The 19,661-nt window shown below is 71.1% G+C and carries 22 protein-coding genes; 5 read left to right on the top strand and 17 right to left on the bottom strand.

The window, feature by feature from the left end:
- Positions 1–136 precede the first annotated feature (136 nt).
- Entirely contained in the window at positions 137–997 is an 861-nt protein-coding gene (locus tag BN1197_RS08630; protein WP_040158433.1) for an SCO4651 family lipoprotein, read from the top strand.
- A gap of 100 nt (positions 998–1,097) precedes the next feature.
- Here the strand turns inward: BN1197_RS08630 and BN1197_RS08625 are convergent, their stop codons facing one another.
- The 11 genes from BN1197_RS08625 to BN1197_RS08575 all read right to left on the bottom strand — a co-directional run bounded on the left by BN1197_RS08625 (position 1,098) and on the right by BN1197_RS08575 (position 11,146).
- Positions 1,098–1,397 (bottom strand): acylphosphatase, encoded by a 300-nt coding sequence (locus BN1197_RS08625; RefSeq protein WP_040158431.1) that lies wholly within the window; start codon positions 1,395–1,397, stop codon positions 1,098–1,100.
- Positions 1,398–1,493: 96 nt separating this feature from the next.
- Complete coding sequence (locus BN1197_RS08620; protein WP_052466274.1) at positions 1,494–2,102, bottom strand: hypothetical protein; 609 nt, start codon at positions 2,100–2,102, stop codon at positions 1,494–1,496.
- 320 nt (positions 2,103–2,422) lie between these two features.
- Positions 2,423–3,304, bottom strand: coding sequence for a bifunctional DNA-formamidopyrimidine glycosylase/DNA-(apurinic or apyrimidinic site) lyase (mutM, locus tag BN1197_RS08615; RefSeq protein WP_040158838.1), 882 nt, complete (start codon positions 3,302–3,304; stop codon positions 2,423–2,425).
- Positions 3,305–3,364: 60 nt separating this feature from the next.
- The gene (gene rnc, locus BN1197_RS08610; RefSeq protein WP_052466271.1) at positions 3,365–4,147 is read right to left on the bottom strand and encodes a ribonuclease III; all 783 of its coding nucleotides are present in this window, start codon (positions 4,145–4,147) and stop codon (positions 3,365–3,367) included.
- An 11-nt stretch (positions 4,148–4,158) separates the two neighbouring features.
- Positions 4,159–4,353, bottom strand: coding sequence for a 50S ribosomal protein L32 (gene rpmF, locus BN1197_RS08605; RefSeq protein ID WP_040158428.1), 195 nt, complete (start codon positions 4,351–4,353; stop codon positions 4,159–4,161).
- A gap of 1 nt (position 4,354) precedes the next feature.
- The gene (locus BN1197_RS08600; RefSeq protein ID WP_040158425.1) at positions 4,355–4,930 is read right to left on the bottom strand and encodes a YceD family protein; all 576 of its coding nucleotides are present in this window, start codon (positions 4,928–4,930) and stop codon (positions 4,355–4,357) included.
- 224 nt (positions 4,931–5,154) lie between these two features.
- On the bottom strand, positions 5,155–5,640 hold the full coding sequence (coaD, locus tag BN1197_RS08595) for a pantetheine-phosphate adenylyltransferase (RefSeq protein ID WP_040158833.1): 486 nt from the start codon (positions 5,638–5,640) through the stop codon (positions 5,155–5,157).
- Between the two features lie 44 nt (positions 5,641–5,684).
- Positions 5,685–6,146 (bottom strand): glutaredoxin domain-containing protein, encoded by a 462-nt coding sequence (locus tag BN1197_RS17760; RefSeq protein WP_245851862.1) that lies wholly within the window; start codon positions 6,144–6,146, stop codon positions 5,685–5,687.
- A 139-nt stretch (positions 6,147–6,285) separates the two neighbouring features.
- A complete protein-coding gene (gene rsmD / locus BN1197_RS08585; protein WP_052466269.1) occupies positions 6,286–6,981 on the bottom strand; it encodes a 16S rRNA (guanine(966)-N(2))-methyltransferase RsmD in 696 nt (231 codons plus the stop codon).
- An 8-nt stretch (positions 6,982–6,989) separates the two neighbouring features.
- Positions 6,990–9,365, bottom strand: coding sequence for an ATP-dependent DNA helicase RecG (locus BN1197_RS08580; protein WP_082043743.1), 2,376 nt, complete (start codon positions 9,363–9,365; stop codon positions 6,990–6,992).
- Positions 9,365–11,146: a DAK2 domain-containing protein gene (locus BN1197_RS08575; protein WP_040158423.1), complete on the bottom strand. Its 1,782-nt coding sequence runs from the start codon at positions 11,144–11,146 to the stop codon at positions 9,365–9,367. Before BN1197_RS08575 ends, BN1197_RS08580 begins: the two co-directional genes overlap by 1 nt.
- A 204-nt stretch (positions 11,147–11,350) precedes the next feature.
- Between BN1197_RS08575 and rpmB the strand changes: the two genes are divergently transcribed.
- Positions 11,351–11,545, top strand: coding sequence for a 50S ribosomal protein L28 (rpmB, locus tag BN1197_RS08570; RefSeq protein WP_040158419.1), 195 nt, complete (start codon positions 11,351–11,353; stop codon positions 11,543–11,545).
- A gap of 136 nt (positions 11,546–11,681) precedes the next feature.
- On the opposite strand, the gene thiL is transcribed toward rpmB, so the two are convergent.
- Positions 11,682–12,668 (bottom strand): thiamine-phosphate kinase, encoded by a 987-nt coding sequence (gene thiL / locus BN1197_RS08565; RefSeq protein ID WP_245851861.1) that lies wholly within the window; start codon positions 12,666–12,668, stop codon positions 11,682–11,684.
- A gap of 193 nt (positions 12,669–12,861) precedes the next feature.
- Here thiL and BN1197_RS08555 point away from each other — a divergent pair, with 193 nt between their 5' ends.
- Both BN1197_RS08555 and BN1197_RS08550 read left to right on the top strand, forming a co-directional pair.
- Positions 12,862–13,095: an Lrp/AsnC ligand binding domain-containing protein gene (locus BN1197_RS08555; RefSeq protein ID WP_040158414.1), complete on the top strand. Its 234-nt coding sequence runs from the start codon at positions 12,862–12,864 to the stop codon at positions 13,093–13,095.
- The gene (locus tag BN1197_RS08550) at positions 13,092–13,565 is read left to right on the top strand and encodes a DUF3515 family protein (protein WP_245851860.1); all 474 of its coding nucleotides are present in this window, start codon (positions 13,092–13,094) and stop codon (positions 13,563–13,565) included. Before BN1197_RS08555 ends, BN1197_RS08550 begins: the two co-directional genes overlap by 4 nt.
- A gap of 7 nt (positions 13,566–13,572) precedes the next feature.
- On the opposite strand, the gene BN1197_RS08545 is transcribed toward BN1197_RS08550, so the two are convergent.
- Positions 13,573–14,688: a D-alanine--D-alanine ligase family protein gene (locus tag BN1197_RS08545; protein ID WP_040158409.1), complete on the bottom strand. Its 1,116-nt coding sequence runs from the start codon at positions 14,686–14,688 to the stop codon at positions 13,573–13,575.
- Between the two features lie 308 nt (positions 14,689–14,996).
- On the opposite strand from BN1197_RS08545, the gene BN1197_RS08540 reads away from it, so the two are divergent.
- The gene (locus BN1197_RS08540) at positions 14,997–16,202 is read left to right on the top strand and encodes an FUSC family protein (protein WP_082043769.1); all 1,206 of its coding nucleotides are present in this window, start codon (positions 14,997–14,999) and stop codon (positions 16,200–16,202) included.
- Here BN1197_RS08540 and BN1197_RS08535 read toward each other — a convergent pair.
- From BN1197_RS08535 to leuD, 4 genes are all read right to left on the bottom strand, one after another.
- Positions 16,199–17,206, bottom strand: a complete 1,008-nt coding sequence (locus BN1197_RS08535) for an NAD(P)H-dependent glycerol-3-phosphate dehydrogenase (protein ID WP_040158405.1) — start codon at positions 17,204–17,206, stop codon at positions 16,199–16,201. The two genes, BN1197_RS08540 and BN1197_RS08535, sit on opposite strands and share 4 nt — an antisense overlap.
- Entirely contained in the window at positions 17,203–18,003 is an 801-nt protein-coding gene (locus tag BN1197_RS08530; protein WP_052466402.1) for a lysophospholipid acyltransferase family protein, read from the bottom strand. The genes BN1197_RS08535 and BN1197_RS08530 overlap by 4 nt, the downstream gene beginning before the upstream one ends.
- Before the next feature lie 198 nt (positions 18,004–18,201).
- Positions 18,202–18,609: an HU family DNA-binding protein gene (locus tag BN1197_RS08525; protein ID WP_040158402.1), complete on the bottom strand. Its 408-nt coding sequence runs from the start codon at positions 18,607–18,609 to the stop codon at positions 18,202–18,204.
- A gap of 440 nt (positions 18,610–19,049) precedes the next feature.
- Positions 19,050–19,637, bottom strand: coding sequence for a 3-isopropylmalate dehydratase small subunit (gene leuD, locus BN1197_RS08520; protein ID WP_040158819.1), 588 nt, complete (start codon positions 19,635–19,637; stop codon positions 19,050–19,052).
- Positions 19,638–19,661 lie beyond the last annotated feature (24 nt).

The raw sequence follows: 19,661 nt of genomic DNA, 5'->3' as shown, positions 1-19,661 counted from the left end.
GACCGGTATCGTGGCCCTCGCGCACCGGCGAGGCATCGCCCGCCCGTCCCGCCGGCGTCGGGGTCACGAACTCGCGCCGGTTGCGTACCACCGGCCTCCGTGCTCGGCGGCCACGTCACACCAGGAGAGGCCGACCATGCTTCGCACCCGCATCGCAGCCGTGATCGTCGCCGCCCCGCTCGCCCTCGCCGGGTGCAGTGGAGACGCCACCCCGCCGCCGGCCGCCCCCGCCTCGACGGCCGCGTCGGCCGGCGCGTCGGCGTCCTCGCCCCAGCCCGGCGACCAGGTCGACGAGACCGCGTTCTTCGAGAACGTGCAGAAGGCCATGCTCTCGGCCAAGACCTACTCGATGACGATGCGTATGGGCTCCGGCGGCGAGGCCATGACGATGACCGGCACCGGCGATGTGGGCGACCAGCGACGTCCCAAGGCCGACATGTCGATCTCCGTCCCCGGCGGCAGCGGGCCGATGCGCATGATCATGGACGGAGACGCGGTCTACATGCAGATGCCCGGCGGGGCCGGAGGCGGCAAGTTCGTCAAGATGCCGATGGAGTCGCTCAGCCAGGCCAGCGGGCAGGACCTCGGCAAGCTCATGAACCCGGCCGAGAACCTGCAGCTCACCCGTGACGCGGTGGAGAAGGTCGTCTACCAGGGCACCGAGGATCAGGCCGGGGAGCAGCTCGCGCACTACTCGGTGACGATGAACCCGCAGAAGCTGCAGCAGCAGCTCATGACCTCCCATCCCGCGCCCAGCCCCTCGGCGATGCCCTCGGAGTTGCCGTACGAGGTGTGGCTCGACAGCGCCAACCGGGTTCGCAAGATGACGATGACCGTCGAGGGCACCCAGATGACGATGACCGTCGACAAGTACGGCCAGCCGGTCTCGATCGCCGCCCCGCCGCAGGCCTCGGTCACGCAGCCCCACCCCCTCACGCTCGAACAGGCAGTTCGCCCCACGCGAGTTCGCCCCCTCACGCTCAGACAGGCCTTTTGAGCCACCCGGCCCACGCTCTCGAGCTCGGACAGGCGGTTCTCACTCGCGAACCCGGTGAGAACTGCCTGTCCGAGCTCGGTAAAGGGCGTGAGGCCGGCGGTCAGCCCTCGCTGAATCCCGTGACCCCGTCGCGAGGCTGCGACCACTGAGTCGTGCACGAGGAGACACGGCCGGGGCGACCGGCCGAGCTCGGGGATTCCCGCAGCAATTCGTCGAGACGTTCCACGGCTGCTCGCGGTCCCTGGGCGACGACCTCGACGCGCCCGTCGAGGAGGTTGCGGGCCGTTCCGACGAGCCCGAGCTCGAGTGCGGTCGCGCGGGTCCACCAGCGGAATCCCACGCCCTGCACCTGGCCGGAGACGAAGATCGTGGCTCGTACCGTCTCGTCTGCGCCGCTCATCCGCTCGCTCCTTCGATGCTCGTGGTGCGACCAGCCTAAACGGCGGAGCCGGGTGGCTCCTCGCTCAGCTCACGTTCGTACCGGGTGGCTCCTCGCTCAGCTCACGTTCGTCAGAGGCAGCGGGCGGGCCACTTCGAACGGCAGATGCAGGCCTTGGCCTTCGTGCTGGACATGGAGGGTGAGTGCCCCGAACTCCCAACGGGGACGTACGTGTCCGCCGGTGACGATCTCGGCGTCGGGCTCGAGCACGGTGCCGCCGACCTCGACGACGACGTCGATGGCGGACTCGGCGATGATCTGCCCGGCCGTCATCGTGCCGATGAGCGACTCGACACCGGGAAAGTGGACGCAGCGTCCGGCGATGCGGGTCGTTCGTTCGGCGACGGCCGAGCGCGCGGCCTCGAGGTCCTCGCCGCTACCGACGCTGTGGCGTCCCACGCTGATCGCGCACGCCGACCGGCGGCGCATGACGGTCGCGCAGAGTCGCCACAACTGCCAGTCGTGCGCGCCGGCGGCCGAGACGGCGAGAACGTTGTGCAGATCTCCGGAGCGGGTGACGATGCGGTGGGTGTCGATGAACATCCCCGAGGGGTCGATGCCCGCCGTGTGCGCCGCGTCGACGATCAGGTCGGCAGCCCCGTCCGCAGCATCGAGGGGCACGGTGCCCAGGTCGACACCGGCGATCACGACACTGCCTCGGGTCATGTCCCCTCCTGACCTGCTCCGACGGAACCCTCACTGTGAGGGCCGTGAACGACCACATCGGTTCAGTCGCGTGAACGTTGTGTGAACGCCGCCGCAGGGGTTGGGTCGCGAATCCGCAGGTCGAGAACTCGCGGCCAGGAATGCCCACCCATCCCAACGCCGACGCAGCCGCCGACTCCTCCACCCGGCACCGCCGCCCACTCCCCCTCCCGAGGTGGCAGATGGGATGGAAGCAGAACTGGGGTGATCACCCCGTTCTCGCTGCCATCCCATCTTCCACGTCGGGTGGTCGGCTCACGGGCCGGCTCGCGTCACAGGGATCAGAGCCGGCGGATCCGTGGGCGTGGCTGGCAGACGGGGCAAGAGAAGGAGCTGCGGTTCATGAACGTCTCGCGGCGGATCGGTGCGCCGCAGCGCGAGCACGGACGCCCCTCCCGCCCGTAGGCGTCGAGGGAGCGGTCGAAGTAGCCGCTCTCGCCGTTGACGTTGACGTAGAGGGCGTCGAAGCTCGTTCCGCCGACCTCCAGGGCGGATCGCATCACGTCCTCGGTGTGTCCGAGGAGCCGGACGATCGCCGGTTTCGTCAGTTGCGCCGCCGCCCGTTCGCCGTGGATGCCCGCGCGCCAGAGCGATTCGTCGGCGTAGATGTTGCCGATTCCGGAGACCACCCGCTGGTCGAGCAGCAGCCGTTTGATCCCACTTCGAGTGCTCTTCATCCGGCGGGCCACGGCGAGCGGATCGAACGCCGGCTCGAGCGGATCGAGGGCGATGTGCGTGACGACGCTCGGCACTCCGAGTGGGTGCTCTCCGCCGCGCTCGTCCGGGACGAGGTCGGTCAGCGCGAGACCGCCGAACGTGCGCTGGTCGACAAACCGCAGCTGTGGGCCGTCGTCGGCGAACGAGAACGTCGCGTGTTGATGCGCCCGCACGGGCGCGGAGACGTCCTCGACGAGCAACTGCCCGCTCATGCCCAGATGGACGACGAGCCCCTCCCCGCCGTCGAGGGCGAGCCACAGGTACTTGCCACGACGGTCGGCGGCGAGAACGGTGCGTCCGGCGAGACGCGCCGCGAGATCCTCCGGCCCGGGAACATGGCGGCGCGCCACCCGTGCCCCGCGCAGCGCGACCTCGTCCAGGGTCCGGCCGACGACGTGGTCGGCGACGCCGCGTCGGACGACCTCGACCTCGGGCAGCTCAGGCACGACGCTCACTCTCGCCGGCGACCATCGGCCGGCACGAGCGACGAACAGCCGGCACAGGCGTCACGAGTCCGAATCGTCCTCGGGCGCGACCTCGGTCTGGAGCACGGCCGCCGCGCGTCGGGTCAGCTCGGTCCATGCCGTGTGGGCGGCCTGTTGTTCGGCCTCCTTCTTGCTGCGGCCGACGCCACGGCCCAGCTCCTCCTCGCCGACGACGGCGCGAGCGGTGAAGACCTTCTCGTGGTCGGGCCCCTCCTCCGTCACCCGGTACTCCGGGATGCCGTGGGAGCCGGAGGCGGCCAGTTCTTGCAGGCTCGTCTTCCAGTCCAGACCCGCGCCCAGACGCGTGGAACTCGCGAGCAACGGGTCGATGAGGTGGTGCACGAACACCCGTGCCTTGTCGAGGCCCTCGGCGAGGTACACCGTGCCGAACAGGGCCTCCATCGTGTCGGCGAGGATCGACGCCTTGTCACGGCCGCCGGTGGTCTCTTCACCGCGCCCGAGCAGCAGGTAGTCGCCGACGTCGAGCGTGCGCGCGACCTCGGCCAGGGCACGCATGTTGACCACCGCGGCTCGCAGCTTGGCGAGCTGGCCCTCGGCCATGTCGGGGTGGTCGGCGTACAGCGACTCGGTGACGACGAGGCCCAACACCGAGTCACCGAGAAACTCCAGGCGCTCGTTGTTGGGCACTCCGCCGTTCTCGTACGCGTACGAGCGGTGCGTCAGGGCATGACGAAGCAGCGCCTCGTCGAGACGCACGCCGATGATTCCCTCGATGTCGGCGGCGAGGTCGGCCAGCGGTCGCACCGCCTTGTGGCCGGCCTTCGCCCCCGTCTTGACACCCATGAGGGCCCGGCTCAGTTCTGGAGCTCGGTGCGCTCTGCCTCGGGGTAGTGGCGGCCGTTGTACGTGCCGCAGGAGGGGCACGCCACGTGCGGCTGCTTCGGGGCGGCGCAACGCGGGCACGAGGCGAGCGTGGTCGCCGTCGTCTTCCACTGCGCGCGACGCGAACGGGTGTTGGAGCGCGACATCTTCCGCTTCGGGACGGCCACGTCAGTTCCTCTTCTCTTCGGTCTCGTCACCCGTCAGGGACCGCAGCGCGGCCCAGCGGGGATCGAGGATCTCGTGCTGATGGGTCGGGTCGTCGGCCAGGCGGGCACCACATTCGGAGCAGAGCCCCGGGCAGTCCTCGTCGCAGACCGGCTGGAACGGCAGGGTGGGCACGACCGCGTCCCGCAACACGGGTTCGAGGTCGAGGGTGTCACCCTCCCCGAGGACGTACTCGTCGTCGTCCTCCTCGTCGCCGACCTCACGATGGTGCGCCGCACGATCGGGGTAGGCGAACAGCTCCTGGAACTCGACGTCGATCGGATCCTCGACGTTCTCCAGGCACCGCACGCACGCCCCGGTCGCGGTGGCGCGCACCGTTCCGCTGGCGAGCACCCCCTCCATCACCGATTCGAGCCGCAACTCGATGTCCAGCGGGTCTCCGGCGGGAACCGCGAGGACGTCGGTGCCGAAGTCCGCAGGTGCGGGAGCGGTGAACTGCTCCTCGACCATGGTGCCCGGGCGACGCACGAGTCGCCTGGTGTCGATCACCAGGGAGTTGTCGTGCAGAGGGCTGGTCATGGCTGCGGCTTTCGTACGGAGGGCAACTTGTGCGTCGCGTTCGCTCGTGCGGGTCCGTGCCCGGGCGGGGCCCGCGGTGCATCACGGATGCACGATCGCGGGGCTGACGGGTGCGCCGGCAGCCACGGCCACGCGACGACGAACGGGACCGACCGTCAACTTTAGCCGAGCGCACCACCAGACGCACATTCCGTGCGTGTTCCGGCAGCCGCCGGCCGCGCGCGTCAGCCGCTCGTGGTGAATCGCGCGGTCAGCGCCTCGTCGACGGCGGGCGGGACGAACCGGGAGACGTCGCCGCCGTAGCGCGCGACCTCCTTGATGAGAGAACTCGAGACCTGGGCGAACTCCGGATCGCTGGGCAGGAAGAGGGTCTCGATGCCCGCGAGATGGCGGTTCATCACGGCCATCGGCAGTTCGTAGGAGTAGTCGGTCTCGCCGCGGAGTCCCTTGACGATCGCGCCCGCCGCCGTGCTGCGGCACACGTCGACGAGCAGCTGGGCCTCGAACGTGAGCACGCTGACGCCGTCGAGGTCGCCGACCTCGCCCTCGATGAGCGCGACCCGCTCGGCGGGGGTGAACAGGCCGGACTTGTTGGGGTTGACCAGCACGGCGACGACGACCTCGTCGTAGAGGCTTCTCGCGCGCCTGACGATGTCGAGGTGGCCGAGCGTGACGGGATCGAACGACCCGGGGCAGACACAACGCGTGATGCTCACACGGCGAACCTAACAGTGGCCCGGTGGAGGGTGGCGGTTCAGGCCGCCTTGTCCATCGTCACCAGGTGTCGGCGCACGAGCGCCGGATCGGGGTTGGTGCAGGCCTCCCCGTCGGGGAGGATCACGGTGGGCACGGTCTCGGCGCCTCCGTTGACGTCGCGCACGAAGGCGGCCGCCTCCGGATCCGACCAGATGTCGACCCACGTGGCCTGGTCGCGCAGCGCGCCGAGCCGCAGCCGTAGCCGGGTGCAGAAGAAGCAGCCGGGCCGCCAGTAGACGATGACCCGCCCGTCGCGCACGAGGCGTTGCTGGGCATCCCAGTGCTGGGGAGTGGTCACCCGCTTGCGCGGCGCGGCGAGCCAGGCAAGAACGAGCGCGAGGACGAGCGCCAGGGCCGCCGCGAGGTGCCATCTGAGCAGCGACAGGACCGATGACAGCAGGACACCGCCGACGATGACGACGGCGGTGTTCCACCACTGGGCACGTTGGGACCTGCTCACGTCACCCGAGTCTAGGGGGCTCTGACGTGACGTCAGGGACGGATCCGGGGTCCATGCCGGGTTAGTGATCGACCTGTGACCTCACCGTTGACGCTCCGAAACACGTGTGTCGACACGATTGCGACCCCGCTGACGTGGGTCATTCGTCCGTATCGGCCGGTTTGTCCAGGGCCGGATCGGGCGCCGATTCCGGGTCCGACTCATGGGCCGGCTCGGAGGCCGACCCCGAGTTCGGCTCGGCGTACCAGAGCGCCGTCTCCCCGTGGCTCTTCGAGGCGAACCTTCGCAGCCCCGCCGGCCATTCCGGTTCGTCCGATCGTGTGGAGCGTTCGACGACGACCACGGCCTCCGGTGCGAGCAGCGGCACGAGAAGACCGAGCGTGCGCGCCAGTGCGGGCTGCGTGAGGTCGTAGGGAGGATCGAGGAAGGCGACGTCGAACTGCCTCGCCACCTCGACCTCACCGAGGGCGGCGTCGAGGGCGGCGCCGTCGGCCTGATCGATCCGCGAGCCCACCCGACGTAGGTACCGATCGGCGTCGGCGACCACCACCTCGGCCGGAGCCTTCAGCTCGCGCACGTTGCGGCTCGCCACCCGCGCGGCCCCCGCCGCGATCTCGACGAGGACGGCCTCGGCCGCGCCTCGGCTCAGGGCCTCCAGACCGAGTGCCCCCGAGCCGGCGTAGAGATCGAGCACCCTCGCGCGGTCGAGCACGCCGAGGTGATCCAGACGGGAGAACAGGGACTCACGCGCACGGTCGGTGGTCGGCCGGGTGTCACGGCCGGTGGGTGCGAGGAGCCGGCGGCCTCCGTAGGTTCCGGCGATGATGCGGGTCACGGCAACTCCTAACCGCGGGTGAGGAACTCGGCCGCCTCGTCGTCGACCGCCCGCATCACGGCCTCTCGCAGGGCGGGCCACTGCGCCAGCGTGGGGTCACCCTCGAGGAGCCGGGTGGCGTCGTCGCGCGCGGCCTCGATGATCTTCTCGTCGCGACTGAGCCTCAGCCACCGCAGCCTGGACCGGCCGCCGCTCTGGCGCGCGCCGAGGATGTCGCCCTCGCGGCGTTCGTGCAGGTCGACGTCGGCGAGCTCGAAGCCGTCGGTGAGCTCGGCGACGGCATGGATCCGGCGCAACGACGCCTCGTTGCGGGTCTGGGTGACGAGCAGGCAGAGTCCGGGTGCACTGCCGCGACCGACCCGGCCACGGAGCTGGTGGAGCTGAGAGACCCCGAACCGGTCGGCGTTCATGACGACCATGACCGTGGCGGCGGGCACGTCGACACCGACCTCGATGACGGTGGTCGAGACGAGGACGTCGAGGTCTCCGGCAGCGAACGCGGTCATCACCGCGTCCTTCTCCTCCGAGGAGAGCCGGCCGTGCATGATGCCGACCCGCACACCCGCGAAGTCGGGACGGGCGGCGATCTCGGCGGCCACCTCCCCCACCGTCGACAGCTCGCTGATGGGCAGCTCCTCGGGCTCACCCCCGACCCGGCCAGCCTCGCCGTGGTCGAACAGCGCGTCGTCGTCGCTCTGATCGTCGGCGTCAGCGCTCGAGTCGCCCTCGAAGGAGACGAGATCGGCGTCGTCGGTGTCGTCGCCGTCGATGCGCGGGCAGACGACGTACGCCTGGTGGCCGGCGGCGACCTCCTCGGCCACCCGCGCCCAGGTGCGGTCGTACCAGCGGGGGTTGTCGACGACGTGGGTCGCGATGGGTGACCGCCCCGGCGGCAGGTCGGTCATCGTCGAGACGTCCATGTCACCGAACACCGTCATCGCGACCGTACGCGGGATGGGGGTGGCGGTCATGACGAGCAGGTGAGGGATGCCGTTACCGTTCTGAGCCGCTTTCTCGTTGAGCACGTCGCGTTGTTCGACCCCGAACCGGTGCTGCTCGTCGACGACGACGAGGCCGAGCGAGGCGAACTCGACCTTGTCCTGCAGCAGGGCGTGGGTGCCGACGACGATGCCGGCCTCTCCGGTGACGATGTCGAGCAGCGCCTTCTTGCGTGCCGCCGTCGACATGCCACCGGTGAGCAGTGTCACGCGGGTGCCGTCGGCACTCCCGCCGAGCAGGCCCGCCTCGGCGAGGTCACCGAGCAGGGCCGTGATGGAACGGTGGTGCTGTACGGCGAGCACCTCGGTGGGAGCGAGCAGCGCGCACTGCCCCCCGGCGTCGACGACCGACAGCATCGCCCGCAGTGCGACGAGCGTCTTGCCCGAGCCCACCTCCCCCTGCAGCAGCCGGTTCATCGGCTGCTCGCGCGCGAGATCGGCCGCGATGCGCTCCCCGGCCTCGCGCTGGCCGGGGGTGAGCTCGAACGGGAGCCGCTCGTCGAACCGGGCGAGCAGCCCTTCGGCCGGTGCCACCCGGGGCACGGCGAGGCCGGTGCGTGCCTCGCGGCGGCGCTGCGCGAGAACGATCTGCACCGCGAGGGCCTCGTCGTAGGCGAACCGCCGACGCGCGAGCTGAAGGTCTGTCTTCGACGTGGGCAGATGCCGCATCCGCATCGCGTCGAGAAACGTGGGCAGCCCGTGAACGGCCCGGATCTCCTCGGGCAGCGGCTCGTCGACGTCGAGAGCATCGAGACACAGGCGGGCGCAATGCCCGACGGCCCAGGAGGTCATGCCCTTGACCTCGCGGTACATCGCGACGATCCCGCGATCGAGTTGCACCGGCGCAGAGGGGGCCACGTCGTCGGGGAGGATGTCGTAGAAGGGGTGGGAGATCTGCCACTTGCCGTTGAACTCCGTGACCGGTCCCTGGAACAGGCCCGTGGCCCCGGGCGTGATCTTGTCCTCGTGCCCGTACGCGGTGAAGAAGACGATGTTCAGCGGCCCCGAATCGGTCTCGACGGTCGCCGACAGCATCTTCTTGCCCGCGCGACGCCCGGCCCGCATGTACTTCGCGTCGACCCGGGAGATCGTGCCCAGGGTGACGAGGTAGCGACCGGGCCACAGCGGCTCCCGCAGCGAGGTGGCCACCTCGCTGAACCGGGTGGGCACGAACCACAGCAGGTCCTCGACGGTCTCGATGCCGCGCTTGCCGCCCAGGTGCTCACACGTCTTGGCGTCGAAGACCCTGGTCAGCCGCGTGTCCAGCCGGACCCGTTCGACGAGGGGGAACGACGCACCCAAGGTCGTCCCGGCCACGTGCACCGCGCCCGCCAGTGGACCGTTGACGGCGGTGTTCCCCGCCTTGCTCGGTTTGCGCCCGGCCATCACTCCACCCCGATCAACAGGTCGTAGACGTTCTGCCCTCCGTCGAGGACGGTCACGTCGAGCCGCGGGTCGAGCGCCTCGGCGACGGTGGCGCCCAGACCGGCGGCGCGTTCGCCCTCGACGAGCGTGACGATCTCGGCGTCGTCACCTCCCAGGGCACGCACCACGTCGACCGCGACCCGACCGGCCTCATCACCGACGTGCGTCACCCGGCCACCGGTGAACCCGATGACGTCACCGGGCTCGCACGGTCCCGCGTCGGTCATCGCGGCCGCCGTGGCAGTGGCGACGACGCCGCAGCGCACCGCGGCCGCGGCCTCGCTCATGCGCTCGACCGAGCACGGGTCGGTGGGATCGGCGACGGCGAGCGCAGCCAGACCCTGCAGGACGTAGCGACTGCCGAGGATCTCGAGCTCGATACCCTCCTCCGCTGCGACGTCGCGGGCGGCGTACGCGGCGAGGATGGCGTCGGCGTCGTCGGGCAGCACGACGACCCGACGTGATCCGGTGGCCTGCGCCGCCGCGACGATCTGGGCGGGGGTGACGCGGCGCCCGGGCGCGTCGGCGAGCGCGACCGCGCCGCCCTGCTCGAACAGCGGGATGAGCCGGGGCGCCTGCACACAGGCGACGATGCCGAGCACGGCCGACCGGTCACCGCCCGACTCGTCACGGCTGGACGTCGAGGATCGGCCCGCCTCCACGGCTGCGACCGGGAACGTCTCGTCGGCCGCAGGGCCCGAGGCGCGCGCGCCGGCTTCGGAGCCGACCGGCGTGTCGGCCGGGGCAACGTCGACGGGCGAGGCCAACGACGAGATCCGCACCCCGTACGGCCGGCCGGCCGCCATGCCCGCCTCGACGGCGGCTCCCGGGTCGTCGGTGTGCACGTGCACGGTGCGCAGCCTCGCGTCACCGGCGACGAGGACGCTGTCACCCAGGATGTCGAGGTCGGCACGCAGAGCTGTTGCCTCGTCGTCGGTCAGGCCGTCGAGCAGGAACATCACCTCGTAGGCCGGGGACACCGGCGGCCGCGAGACGTGCGGTGTTCCCGCTTCGAGGGCCCACGGCGCGACGTCCACCGATCCCTCGGCCCCACCACGAACGACGCCGTCGAGCACGTCGAGCATGAGCACGAGACCGGCGCCCCCGGCGTCGACGACGCCCGCCCGCGCGAGCGCGCCCAACTGCGTGGGCGTGGCCTCGAGAGCGGCTCGCCCTGCCTCACGCGCCGCGTGCACCACCGCCGACAACTCGGCACGACCCGCGTCGACCTCCTGCCGCGCCGCCTGCGCCGCCGCCCTCATCACCGTGAGGATCGTGCCCTCGACCGGCTCGGCGACGGCTCGTCGAGCCCGCTGGTCGGCCAGATCGAAGGCGTCGGCGAGGACGGCGCCGTCGATGCCCACCTCGTCGGCTCGCGGGTGGGCGGCCAGCGCCGCCGACAGCCCTGCGACGAGTTGGCTGAGGATGACCCCGGAGTTGCCTCGGGCGGCGAAGAGCGTGGACCGTGCCAGCGCGGACACCCCGGCCGCGATACCGAGAGGCTCGTCACCCTGTCGCGCCTGGGTGACGAGGGCGTCGAGAAGCCCCTGGAGACCCGCGTCGAGGGTGAGGTGGAGGTTGGTGCCGGTGTCACCGTCGGGCACCGGGTACACGTTGAGCGCATCGATGCTGCCGCGGTGCCGGCCCAGGGCGTCGCGGGCGCCGAACAGCCACCGACGCAGCGCGGCGTCGTCGAGGACCTCGAGGACGCCGTCGGCAGGGGCGGCTGAAGACCGGTTCACGGGATCATCCTCACATCCCCCACCGACAAGACCCCCGACGACGCGTCACCGACCGCGGTCGCCCCCGCCACCGGCGCATTTGGGACCGCCGCCGCCGGTGACGTACGCTTGGCCGGTTACCTTCGACCGACGGGCTCTCGTCCCTCGCACGTTCGCACCGGTCGGAGTCATCTCTCGACCATCGTGAATCATCAGGAGTGACCAGTGGCTGCCACCTGCGACGTCTGCGGCAAGGGACCGACCTTCGGTCACAACATCTCGCACTCGCACCGGCGCACCAACCGTCGTTGGACGCCGAACATCCAGAAGGTTCGCGCCTTCGTCGGCGCCGAGGGCAAGACCCCCAAGCGCCTCAACGTGTGCACCTCGTGCATCAAGGCCGGCAAGGTCGCCCGCTGACGCACGTGCGCTGACCCCCGGGTCACGCCGCATCTCGACTCTCGGCGCCGCAACCACCCATACCGGTGGGCTGCGGCGCCCTTTGTCGTGCCCGAGCGTCCGCACCGGTCGAACCGGCGAACTCGACAGGCCGCCGTCACCGGTCGGCGTCGAAGTGATCCCACCCGCCGCCGGTGCGAGGGACGCCGTCGACCCGTACTCCTGGGGTCGGGTCGTCGAGACCTGCGGGATCGCGGACGACCCCCACGACCCGCCAGCCCGGCGGTGGCTCCTCGGCGAACGTCGCGAGCAGGGAGTGCTCCTCGCCGCCGGTGAGGACGCAACGTTGCGCCTCCTCCTCCCCCACCGCGGGCGCGAGCGCCTCGATGTCGGGCCGCAGGGCCGACAGCGACAGGTCGACGACGACGTCGCTGCTCAGGGCCACGCGGCCGGCGTCGCGCACCAGCCCGTCGGAGAGGTCGATCATCGCGTGCGCGCCCGCGATCGCCGCCAGCGGCCCCTGCTCGAGCGGTGGGGCGGGCCGCAGATGAGCCCGGACGAGATCGGGCCAGGCCGACGCCCCGCCGTCGCGCAGCAGCGCCCAGCCCGCGCCCGAGCGTCCGAGCGACCCGGCGACCGCGACGACGTCCGCAGGCCGTGCTCCGTTGCGTAGTACCGGCCGCCGCCCCTGGGTGGTGCCGAACGCGGTGACGCTCACCATCACGGTGCCGGGATCGGCGCCCGACAGGTCTCCCCCGACGACCACCGCTCCTGCGGCCGCCGCCGCCTCCCCGAGCCCCCGCGCGAGATCCTCGAACCACGCCACCGGCGACGACGGATCCGCGGCGATCGTGACGAGCAGCCCCGTCGTCACCCCGCCCATCGCCGCGATGTCGGCCGTGTTCTGGGCGACGGTCTTGTGGCCCACGTCGGCGCCCGTCGACCATTCGTCGAGCCAGTCGTGGCCTCGCACCATCGCGTCGGTCGTCGCGAGGTAGCGACCGTCGGGGGCGTTCATCCACGCCGTGTCGTCGCCCGGCCCGACGAGGACGACCGGGTTCTCACGGCGCAGCAGCGGAAAGATGCGGGCGAGCACCTCCTCCTCGGTGATGTCGGCCAGGCGCAGCACACGGGCGTCGTTCACGGGCAGGGCTCCTCGGGGATGTCGGTACTCGGTGTCGCGAGAGGGCAGAACGGGTGCAGATCACGGGTGCCCACGTCGAACGCGCGCCCGCGGCACCCGAGCACGGTACCGTCGAGACAGGCGCTCGCGCCGCTCCAGATCCGCCGCAGCCGTGTCGCACCACGGCTGCCGTGTCGCATTGCAGGAGGCACCGATGGTCCAGGCGTACGTCCTCATCCAGACCGAGGTGGGCAAGTCCAGCTCGGTGGCCCAGAACATCCGCGACATCGACGGCGTCGCGGCCACCGACGAGGTCACGGGCCCCTACGACATCATCGCCAAGCTCGAGGCCGATAGCGTCGAGGAGCTCGGCACCCTCGTGCTGGCCAAGGTGCAGGACGTCTCGGGTATCACCCGTACGCTCACCTGCACCGTCGTCCACGCTTGAGAACCGCCGGCCCGCGCCGGAGACCGGCGCCGGTCGTCCTCGCCGGCGCCGCGGTCACGGCGATGACCCTCGCGGGGTGCGCCACCACGGTCGAGGTCGCTCCCGCGCCGGCGGCGGACTCGCCCGGTTGCGCGCAGATCGGTTGGCCCGAGAAGGTCGCGGAGGCCGGGCGTGCCGACACCCGTCCGGCCTCTCCGGCCACAGCGGCCTGGGCCACCGGAGGCGACCCGGCGATCGTCGCCCGGTGCGGGGTCACCGTGCCGGGGCCGACGGCTCACGAGTGCATCGCCGTCGACGATGTCGACTGGGTCGCCGAGCGTCTCGACGACGGCATGCGGTTCACCACGTACGGCCGGGATCCGGCGGTCGAGGTGCTCGTCCCCGACCGGTACGCTCCCGAACCTCTCGTGCTGTCCGCCTTCGCGGCGTCGGCGAAGGCGGGAGCCCCCACCGGACGCCGCTGCCGGTGACCGTGCCTCAGCGCAGGCCGACCCGCCGAGCCAGCGCGAGTTCGATGAGCTCGGTGATGAGTTCGCGGTAGCTGAGCCCGGCGGCGAGCCACATCTGCGGGTACATCGAGTGCGGGGTGAACCCGGGCATGGTGTTGATCTCGTTGACGAAGATCTCACCCTCGGGGGTGTAGAAGAAGTCGACCCTGGCGAGCCCCTCGCAGCCGGCACCCTCGAACGCCTGGGCCGCCATGTCGCGGATCCGTTCGGTGACGTCCGACGGCAGGTCGGCCGGGCAGGAGAGCACGACCTCCTCGTCGGCGAGGTACTTGGCGTCGAAGTCGTAGAACGTGTGCCCGCTCTCGACGACGATCTCGCCGAGCGGGCTCGTGCGCGGTGCGTCGTTGCCGCGACCCTGCAGCACTCCGCACTCGATCTCGCGCCCGGCGATGCCCTGCTCGACGACGACCTTGGGATCGTGGGCGCGCGCGGCCTCGATCGCCGCCGGGAGCTCGTCGGGGCTCTCGACCCGGCTGATCCCGACGCTCGACCCGGCGCGTGCGGGCTTGACGAACAGGGGGAACGTGAGCGCGCACGCGGCGTCGATCGCTGCCTGCGGATCGGTCTGCCACTGGCGGTCGGTGATCGTGACGAACGGCCCGACCGGCAGGCCGTGGCCAGCGAGCACGCCCTTCATGTAGTGCTTGTCCATCATCGTCGCCGAGGCGAGCACACCGCAGCCGACGTAGGGGATGTCGGCGAGCTCGAGCATGCCCTGGATCGTGCCGTCCTCCCCGAACGGCCCGTGCAGCAGCGGGAAGACGACGTCGACCTCGCCGAGGACCGCAGTCCCACTCCCGCCCGCGATGTCGACGACCTCGCGGTCGCTCACCGACAGCGGCAGACGCACGTCCCCGTCACCGAGGACCTCAGGGGTGCGGCCCGGCGTGAGGGCGAGGGCGGCCGGGTCGTCGATGCCGGGGATCCACCGCCCGTCCTTGGCGATGCCGATGGAGACGACGTCGTAGCGATCGGTGTCGATGGCCGCGAGGACGCCCGCCGCCGTGGCGCAGGAGACGGCATGCTCGGAGGAACGGCCGCCGTACACGAGTGCGACACGGGTCTTGCGCTGGGAGGTGCTCATCGCAGCAGACAGTACCGGCCGCTCCCGCCCGGCCGTGGCATCGGCAGGCGTGACCCGCGGGGGTGGCAGGGCCGAATCCGGTCCCGGGGCGCCGGCGAGTATCCGGAAGTCCCGTACACCGCCCCACACCACCAGGGCAGTCGCGCGGACGTCCGACCTGGCCACGGGTCGACATCGCCCCTGCTCGCGCCGCCTCGTCCTGGTTCAATGGAGAGGTGCCTGTGAGATCCATCGCGCGGTGGCTCGTCCCGGCGCGACGGGCCGGGGCCCGGGTGTTGGCGCGTCTGTGGCCCTCCCACCCCAGCCGCATGAGCGACGCGATGCGCCGGGTGCGGGCGGCCCTCGTCGAGATCGGCCGCCTCACGGTGGCGGCGGTCATCGCCTTCCTCCTCGTCCTCTGGTTCACCGGGCAGCAGAGCGACCTCACCGGCGCCCTCACGGCGCTGCTCGTCGTCCAGGCCACGACGTACTCGACGCTGAAGATGGGCGTCGTGCGGGTCGGCGCCGTGCTCACCGGGGTGCTCGTCGCGGTCCTGCTCACCAACTGGTTCGGGCTGAGCTGGTGGTCACTGGGCGCGGCGGTGTTCCTCGCCCTGCTGCTCGCGCGCATGTTGCGCCTCGGCGATCAGATGCTCGAGGCCCCGATCTCGGCGATGCTCATCCTCGCCGTCCACGGATCGGGTGTGGCCGTGCAGACGCGGGTGGTCTCCACCCTGATCGGCGCGGCCGTCGGCATGGCCTTCGGCCTGTTGTTCGCTCCGGCCGTGCCCGCGCGCAAGGCGGCCGTCGAGTTGCGCCGGGTGGCCGACGACGTGGCGGCGGTGCTCCGCAGTTCGGGAGCGTCGATGCGTGAGCAGCGGGTTCGGCGTCGAGACGTCGAGGAATGGCTGGACGCGACGCGGCAGGTCGGTGGGCAGATCGCGGCCGCCTCGACCCGGGTCTCGGAGGTCGGCGACAGTCGGCGCCTCAACGTGTGGGCGATCGGCTCCTACAGCGGCGAGACGAGTCTGCGTGCGAGTCTCGACACGCTCGAGGGAGCCCAACGGGCGGTCGTCGCCCTCTACACCGTGCTCGCGCGTGAGCTCCCGGCCAGGGACGCCGAGGAGGATCCGTTCGACGAGCCGATCCGCGAGGCGTTCTCGGTCGTCCTCGACACGATGGCCGAGGCGATGATCGCGTTCGGCGGGCTGCTCGAGGCCCAGTTCGGAGGTTTCGAGGACGAGGTGCAGCAACACTTCGAGGACACGCTGGAGAACCTGCGCGAGAGCCGCGCCATCCTCACCGAACTCATGTTCGTCGACCCTGCCTCGGGCACCGTCCAGTGGTTGCTCCGGGGCTCGGTGCTCTCCGCGGTGGAACAGACGCTGAGCACCCTCGACGTGCTCGAGCGGGTTCGCGACGACCGCGAGAGTCAGCAGCGTCGCAAGGTGGCCTCGATGGTCGTGGATCGCTCCGCGCTCTCCGCGACCTTCACCCGGCGCCGGCGCTGTGAGCAGACCGCCTGCGACGACTAGAGCTTCTCGGGCTTGCGCTGCCGCGACATGAGGGCGTCGGCGATGAGTTCGGGCCGCTGCCCGTCGGCGACCATCGCGACGACCGACTCGACGATCGGCACGTCGACCCCGGCGTCACCGGCAAGGGCGAGGATCGACTCGCACGAGGTGACCCCCTCGGCCGTCTGGCCGATCTCGGCGACGACATCGGCCAGAGTGCCGCCGCGCCCGAGGCCCACCCCCACCCGGTGGTTGCGTGAGAGCGGCGACATGCACGTGGCGATGAGGTCGCCGACACCGGCCAGGCCCGAGAACGTCGCCGGATCGGCCCCCAGCGCCGACCCGAGACGCACGGTCTCGGCGAGGCCACGCGTGATGACGCTGGCCTTGGAGTTGTCGCCCAACCCGAGCCCTTCAGCCGCGCCGACGGCGAGCGCGATGACGTTCTTCGTCGCGCCCGCGATCTCGCACCCGACGACGTCGGTGGACGTGTACGGACGAAACCACGGGCAGGCACAGGCCGCGGCCACGGTGTCGGCGGTGCGCGGATCGATCGAGGCGACGACCGCGGCCGCGGGCTGCCGCTCGGCGATCTCGCGGGCGAGGTTGGGTCCGGAGACGACGGCGAGCCGATCGGCGGGAAAGCCGGTGGCCTCGAGGATGACCTCGCTCATGCGGGCGCCGGTGTGCATCTCGATGCCCTTGGCGAGCGAGACGAGGATCGCGTTCTCGGGCAGGTGGGGAGCCCACTCCGCGAGGCCGGCGCGCAGCTTCTGGGCCGGCATCGCGAGCACGACGATGTCGGTGCCCTCCAGCGCCGTAGGGATGTCGGAGGTCGCCGTGATGTTCTCGGGCAGGTCGATGCCGGGCAGGTAGTCGGGGTTGCGCCCGGTCTCCTCGATGGCACGGGCGAGTTCGGGCCGGCGAGCCCAGAGGCGCACGTCGAGGCCGGCACCGGCGAGGACGAGCGCGAAGGCCGTGCCCCACGATCCGGCGCCGACGACGGTGGCGCGTTCGGCGTTCACGGGTGCTCCTGGGGCTCGTCGCGACGGTCGGGGTGTTCGGGGTGATCGGGGTGATCAGTGTGGACGGGAACCCGGCGCCCGAGCGCGCGATCCCAGCGCTCCTCGGGAGGCTCCTCGCCGCGTAGGTCCGCCACGAGACCGGTGATGGCCTGCATGAGACGGTCGCTCGCCGCAACGAGGTCGTCGCGATCGACGGTGCCACCGGCGAGGTCGGAGAGGTCGACCGGTGCGCCCACCTTGATCCGCATCGTCTTGCGGGGCCACGGCCGCGGGCGTCGAGAACCGGGCGCGATCAGGTCCTGGGCGCCCCACTGGCCGAGCGGTACGAGCGGACACCCCGTCGCGAGCGCGATCCGCACGGCGCCGGTCTTGGCGCGCATGGGCCACAGGTCGGGATCGCGGGTGATCGTGCTCTCGGGCATCACGACGATCATCTTGCCCGCGCGAATCGCCGCGACGGCATCGGTGTACGCGCTGATCGCGCGGCCGGTGCCGCGGTACACCGGCACCTGCCCGGTGGCGCCGAGCCAGCGGCCGAGCAACGGGAGACGAAAGAGGCTGTCCTTGGCGAGGAAGAACGGCGATCGACCGGTGTCGTAGAGCATCTGGGCCACGGCGAACGGATCGGCGTAGGAGATGTGGTTGGCGGCGACGAGGCAGCCACCCTCGGGCAGGTTCTCCAGGCCCTGCCAGTCGGTCTCGGTGGCCAACCGGATCGGTGTCAGCGCGGCGACGGCGGCCGAACGGTAGGCGAAGGACCGTTCGATGCCCGGCTCCAGCACCCTCGAACAGGACACGCCGATCCTCTCGTCCCCACGGCCACGGTCGCAGGCCATCTTCGCCCGACCGGCCGGTCATGTCGAGACGGTTCCACCCTGCGGGGGGCGTCGCGACCCGACGCGGGCAGGCGGCGGTGATCCGTCGAGGAAGCGTCCGGGCACGCGACACCCCCGCTCACCGGTTGAGGGGCCCCGGTGAGCGGGGGTGTCCATTCGTCAGGCGCTGCGGCGCCCGCCCTTGGTCCTCTTGGCCTTGGACTGGGCGATGGCAGCCTCGGCCTTGGCGCGAACCTCCGAGGCGGTACCCGCAGCAGCACGCGCGGCGGCCGGTCCCGTCTTGGGCAGGGTTGCGGGCTCGGCCACGTACAGCTTGAACGCCGTCCCGGGGCGGAACTTCGGAACCGCGGTCGATTCGATGCGCACGGACTCACCCGTGCGCGGGTTGCGACCCGTGCGGGCCGCGCGGTCGACGCGCTCGAAGGTGCCGAAGCCGGTGATTCCGACCTTTCCACCTCGTGCGACCTCGCGGATGATGACGTCGAAGATCGCCTCGATGGCGTCCGAGGCAGCCTTGCGGCCACCGAGACGCGACTCGAGAGCGTCGACCAGATCAGCCTTGTTCACTACTCTCTCCCTCCAGAGATGTGTGGCTCGCGATGCGGGCCGTCGAGCCGTGGCAAGAGCTCAAGACCCCTCCACGTCCGTGTGCAGACCCAAGGATCGGGTCATCTCACCTATGCTCGTGAACGCGTCCTGGCAGGAGGCGATCACGGTGAGGCATGTGTACCCCACGATTCACCTATCGGCATGAAGTCGCTACACCCACAGAGGAACCGGCTCCGGGGGCGACCAGCCCCATCGCGAGAACCCGGTGATGACCGGCGAATTGCCTGCTCAGAGGGGGTCCGACCAGAGATACGAGCGGGCGGCGCGCACCGCGTGCGGAGCCGAAACGACCGGGTGGACAGGACAACACGCGGCCCGGCGACGTGGCGAAGCGACCCCGTCACCCCCCGCCTCGTCTCGGAATTCGAGCGAAGCGGGCGTTCGGCACGAGACGATTCTCAGGCCGTGGTCGGCAGGAACGACGGTCGTTCGGCCTCGAAGGCGGCGATGTCTGCCTCGTGGGCGAGGGTGATGTCGATGTCGTCGAGGCCGTTGAGCAGCCGGTAGCGCTGGTAGTCGTCGACGTCGAAGGGAACGACGACCCCACGACACTCGATGGTGCGTGCCTCGAGGTCGACGGTGACCTCGGCGCCGGGTTCCTCCTCGAGCAGCTTCTGCAGCAGCTCGGCGTCACCGGGCTCGACGAGGGCCGTGAGCAGCCCCGCCTTACCCGAGTTGCCGCGGAAGATGTCGGCGAATCGCGAGGAGACGACGGCCTTGAAGCCGTAGTCCTGCAACGCCCACACGGCGTGCTCGCGGGAGGAGCCGGTGCCGAAGTCGGGTCCCGCGACGAGCACGCTTCCGCCGCGGTAGGCGTCCCGATTGAGGACGAACTCCGGGTCGGCACGCCAGCCGGCGAACAGGCCGTCCTCGAATCCCGTGCGGGTCACCCGCTTGAGGTAGACGGCGGGGATGATCTGGTCGGTGTCGACGTTGCTGCGGCGCAGGGGGACGCCGACGCCGGTGTGCGTCGTGAACTTCTCCATGGCGGTGTGCTCCTGGGGGCGTCG

Origin of the sequence: Mobilicoccus massiliensis (genome assembly GCF_000826525.2) — a bacterium.
GTDB lineage: Bacteria > Actinomycetota > Actinomycetes > Actinomycetales > Dermatophilaceae > Mobilicoccus > Mobilicoccus massiliensis.
Note: the sequence above shows the minus strand (reverse complement) of the source record. Positions and strands in the feature narration are given on the sequence as shown.

Coding starts and splice junctions, on each gene's coding strand:
- BN1197_RS08630 (WP_040158433.1), top strand. CDS start 137: ATGCTTCGCACCCGCATCGCAGCCGTGATCGTCGCCGCCCCGCTCGCC.
- BN1197_RS08625 (WP_040158431.1), bottom strand. CDS start 1,397: ATGAGCGGCGCAGACGAGACGGTACGAGCCACGATCTTCGTCTCCGGC.
- BN1197_RS08620 (WP_052466274.1), bottom strand. CDS start 2,102: ATGACCCGAGGCAGTGTCGTGATCGCCGGTGTCGACCTGGGCACCGTG.
- rnc (WP_052466271.1), bottom strand. CDS start 4,147: ATGGGTGTCAAGACGGGGGCGAAGGCCGGCCACAAGGCGGTGCGACCG.
- BN1197_RS08600 (WP_040158425.1), bottom strand. CDS start 4,930: ATGACCAGCCCTCTGCACGACAACTCCCTGGTGATCGACACCAGGCGA.
- BN1197_RS08580 (WP_082043743.1), bottom strand. CDS start 9,365: ATGGCCGGGCGCAAACCGAGCAAGGCGGGGAACACCGCCGTCAACGGT.
- BN1197_RS08555 (WP_040158414.1), top strand. CDS start 12,862: ATGGTCCAGGCGTACGTCCTCATCCAGACCGAGGTGGGCAAGTCCAGC.
- BN1197_RS08545 (WP_040158409.1), bottom strand. CDS start 14,688: ATGAGCACCTCCCAGCGCAAGACCCGTGTCGCACTCGTGTACGGCGGC.
- BN1197_RS08540 (WP_082043769.1), top strand. CDS start 14,997: ATGAGCGACGCGATGCGCCGGGTGCGGGCGGCCCTCGTCGAGATCGGC.
- leuD (WP_040158819.1), bottom strand. CDS start 19,637: ATGGAGAAGTTCACGACGCACACCGGCGTCGGCGTCCCCCTGCGCCGC.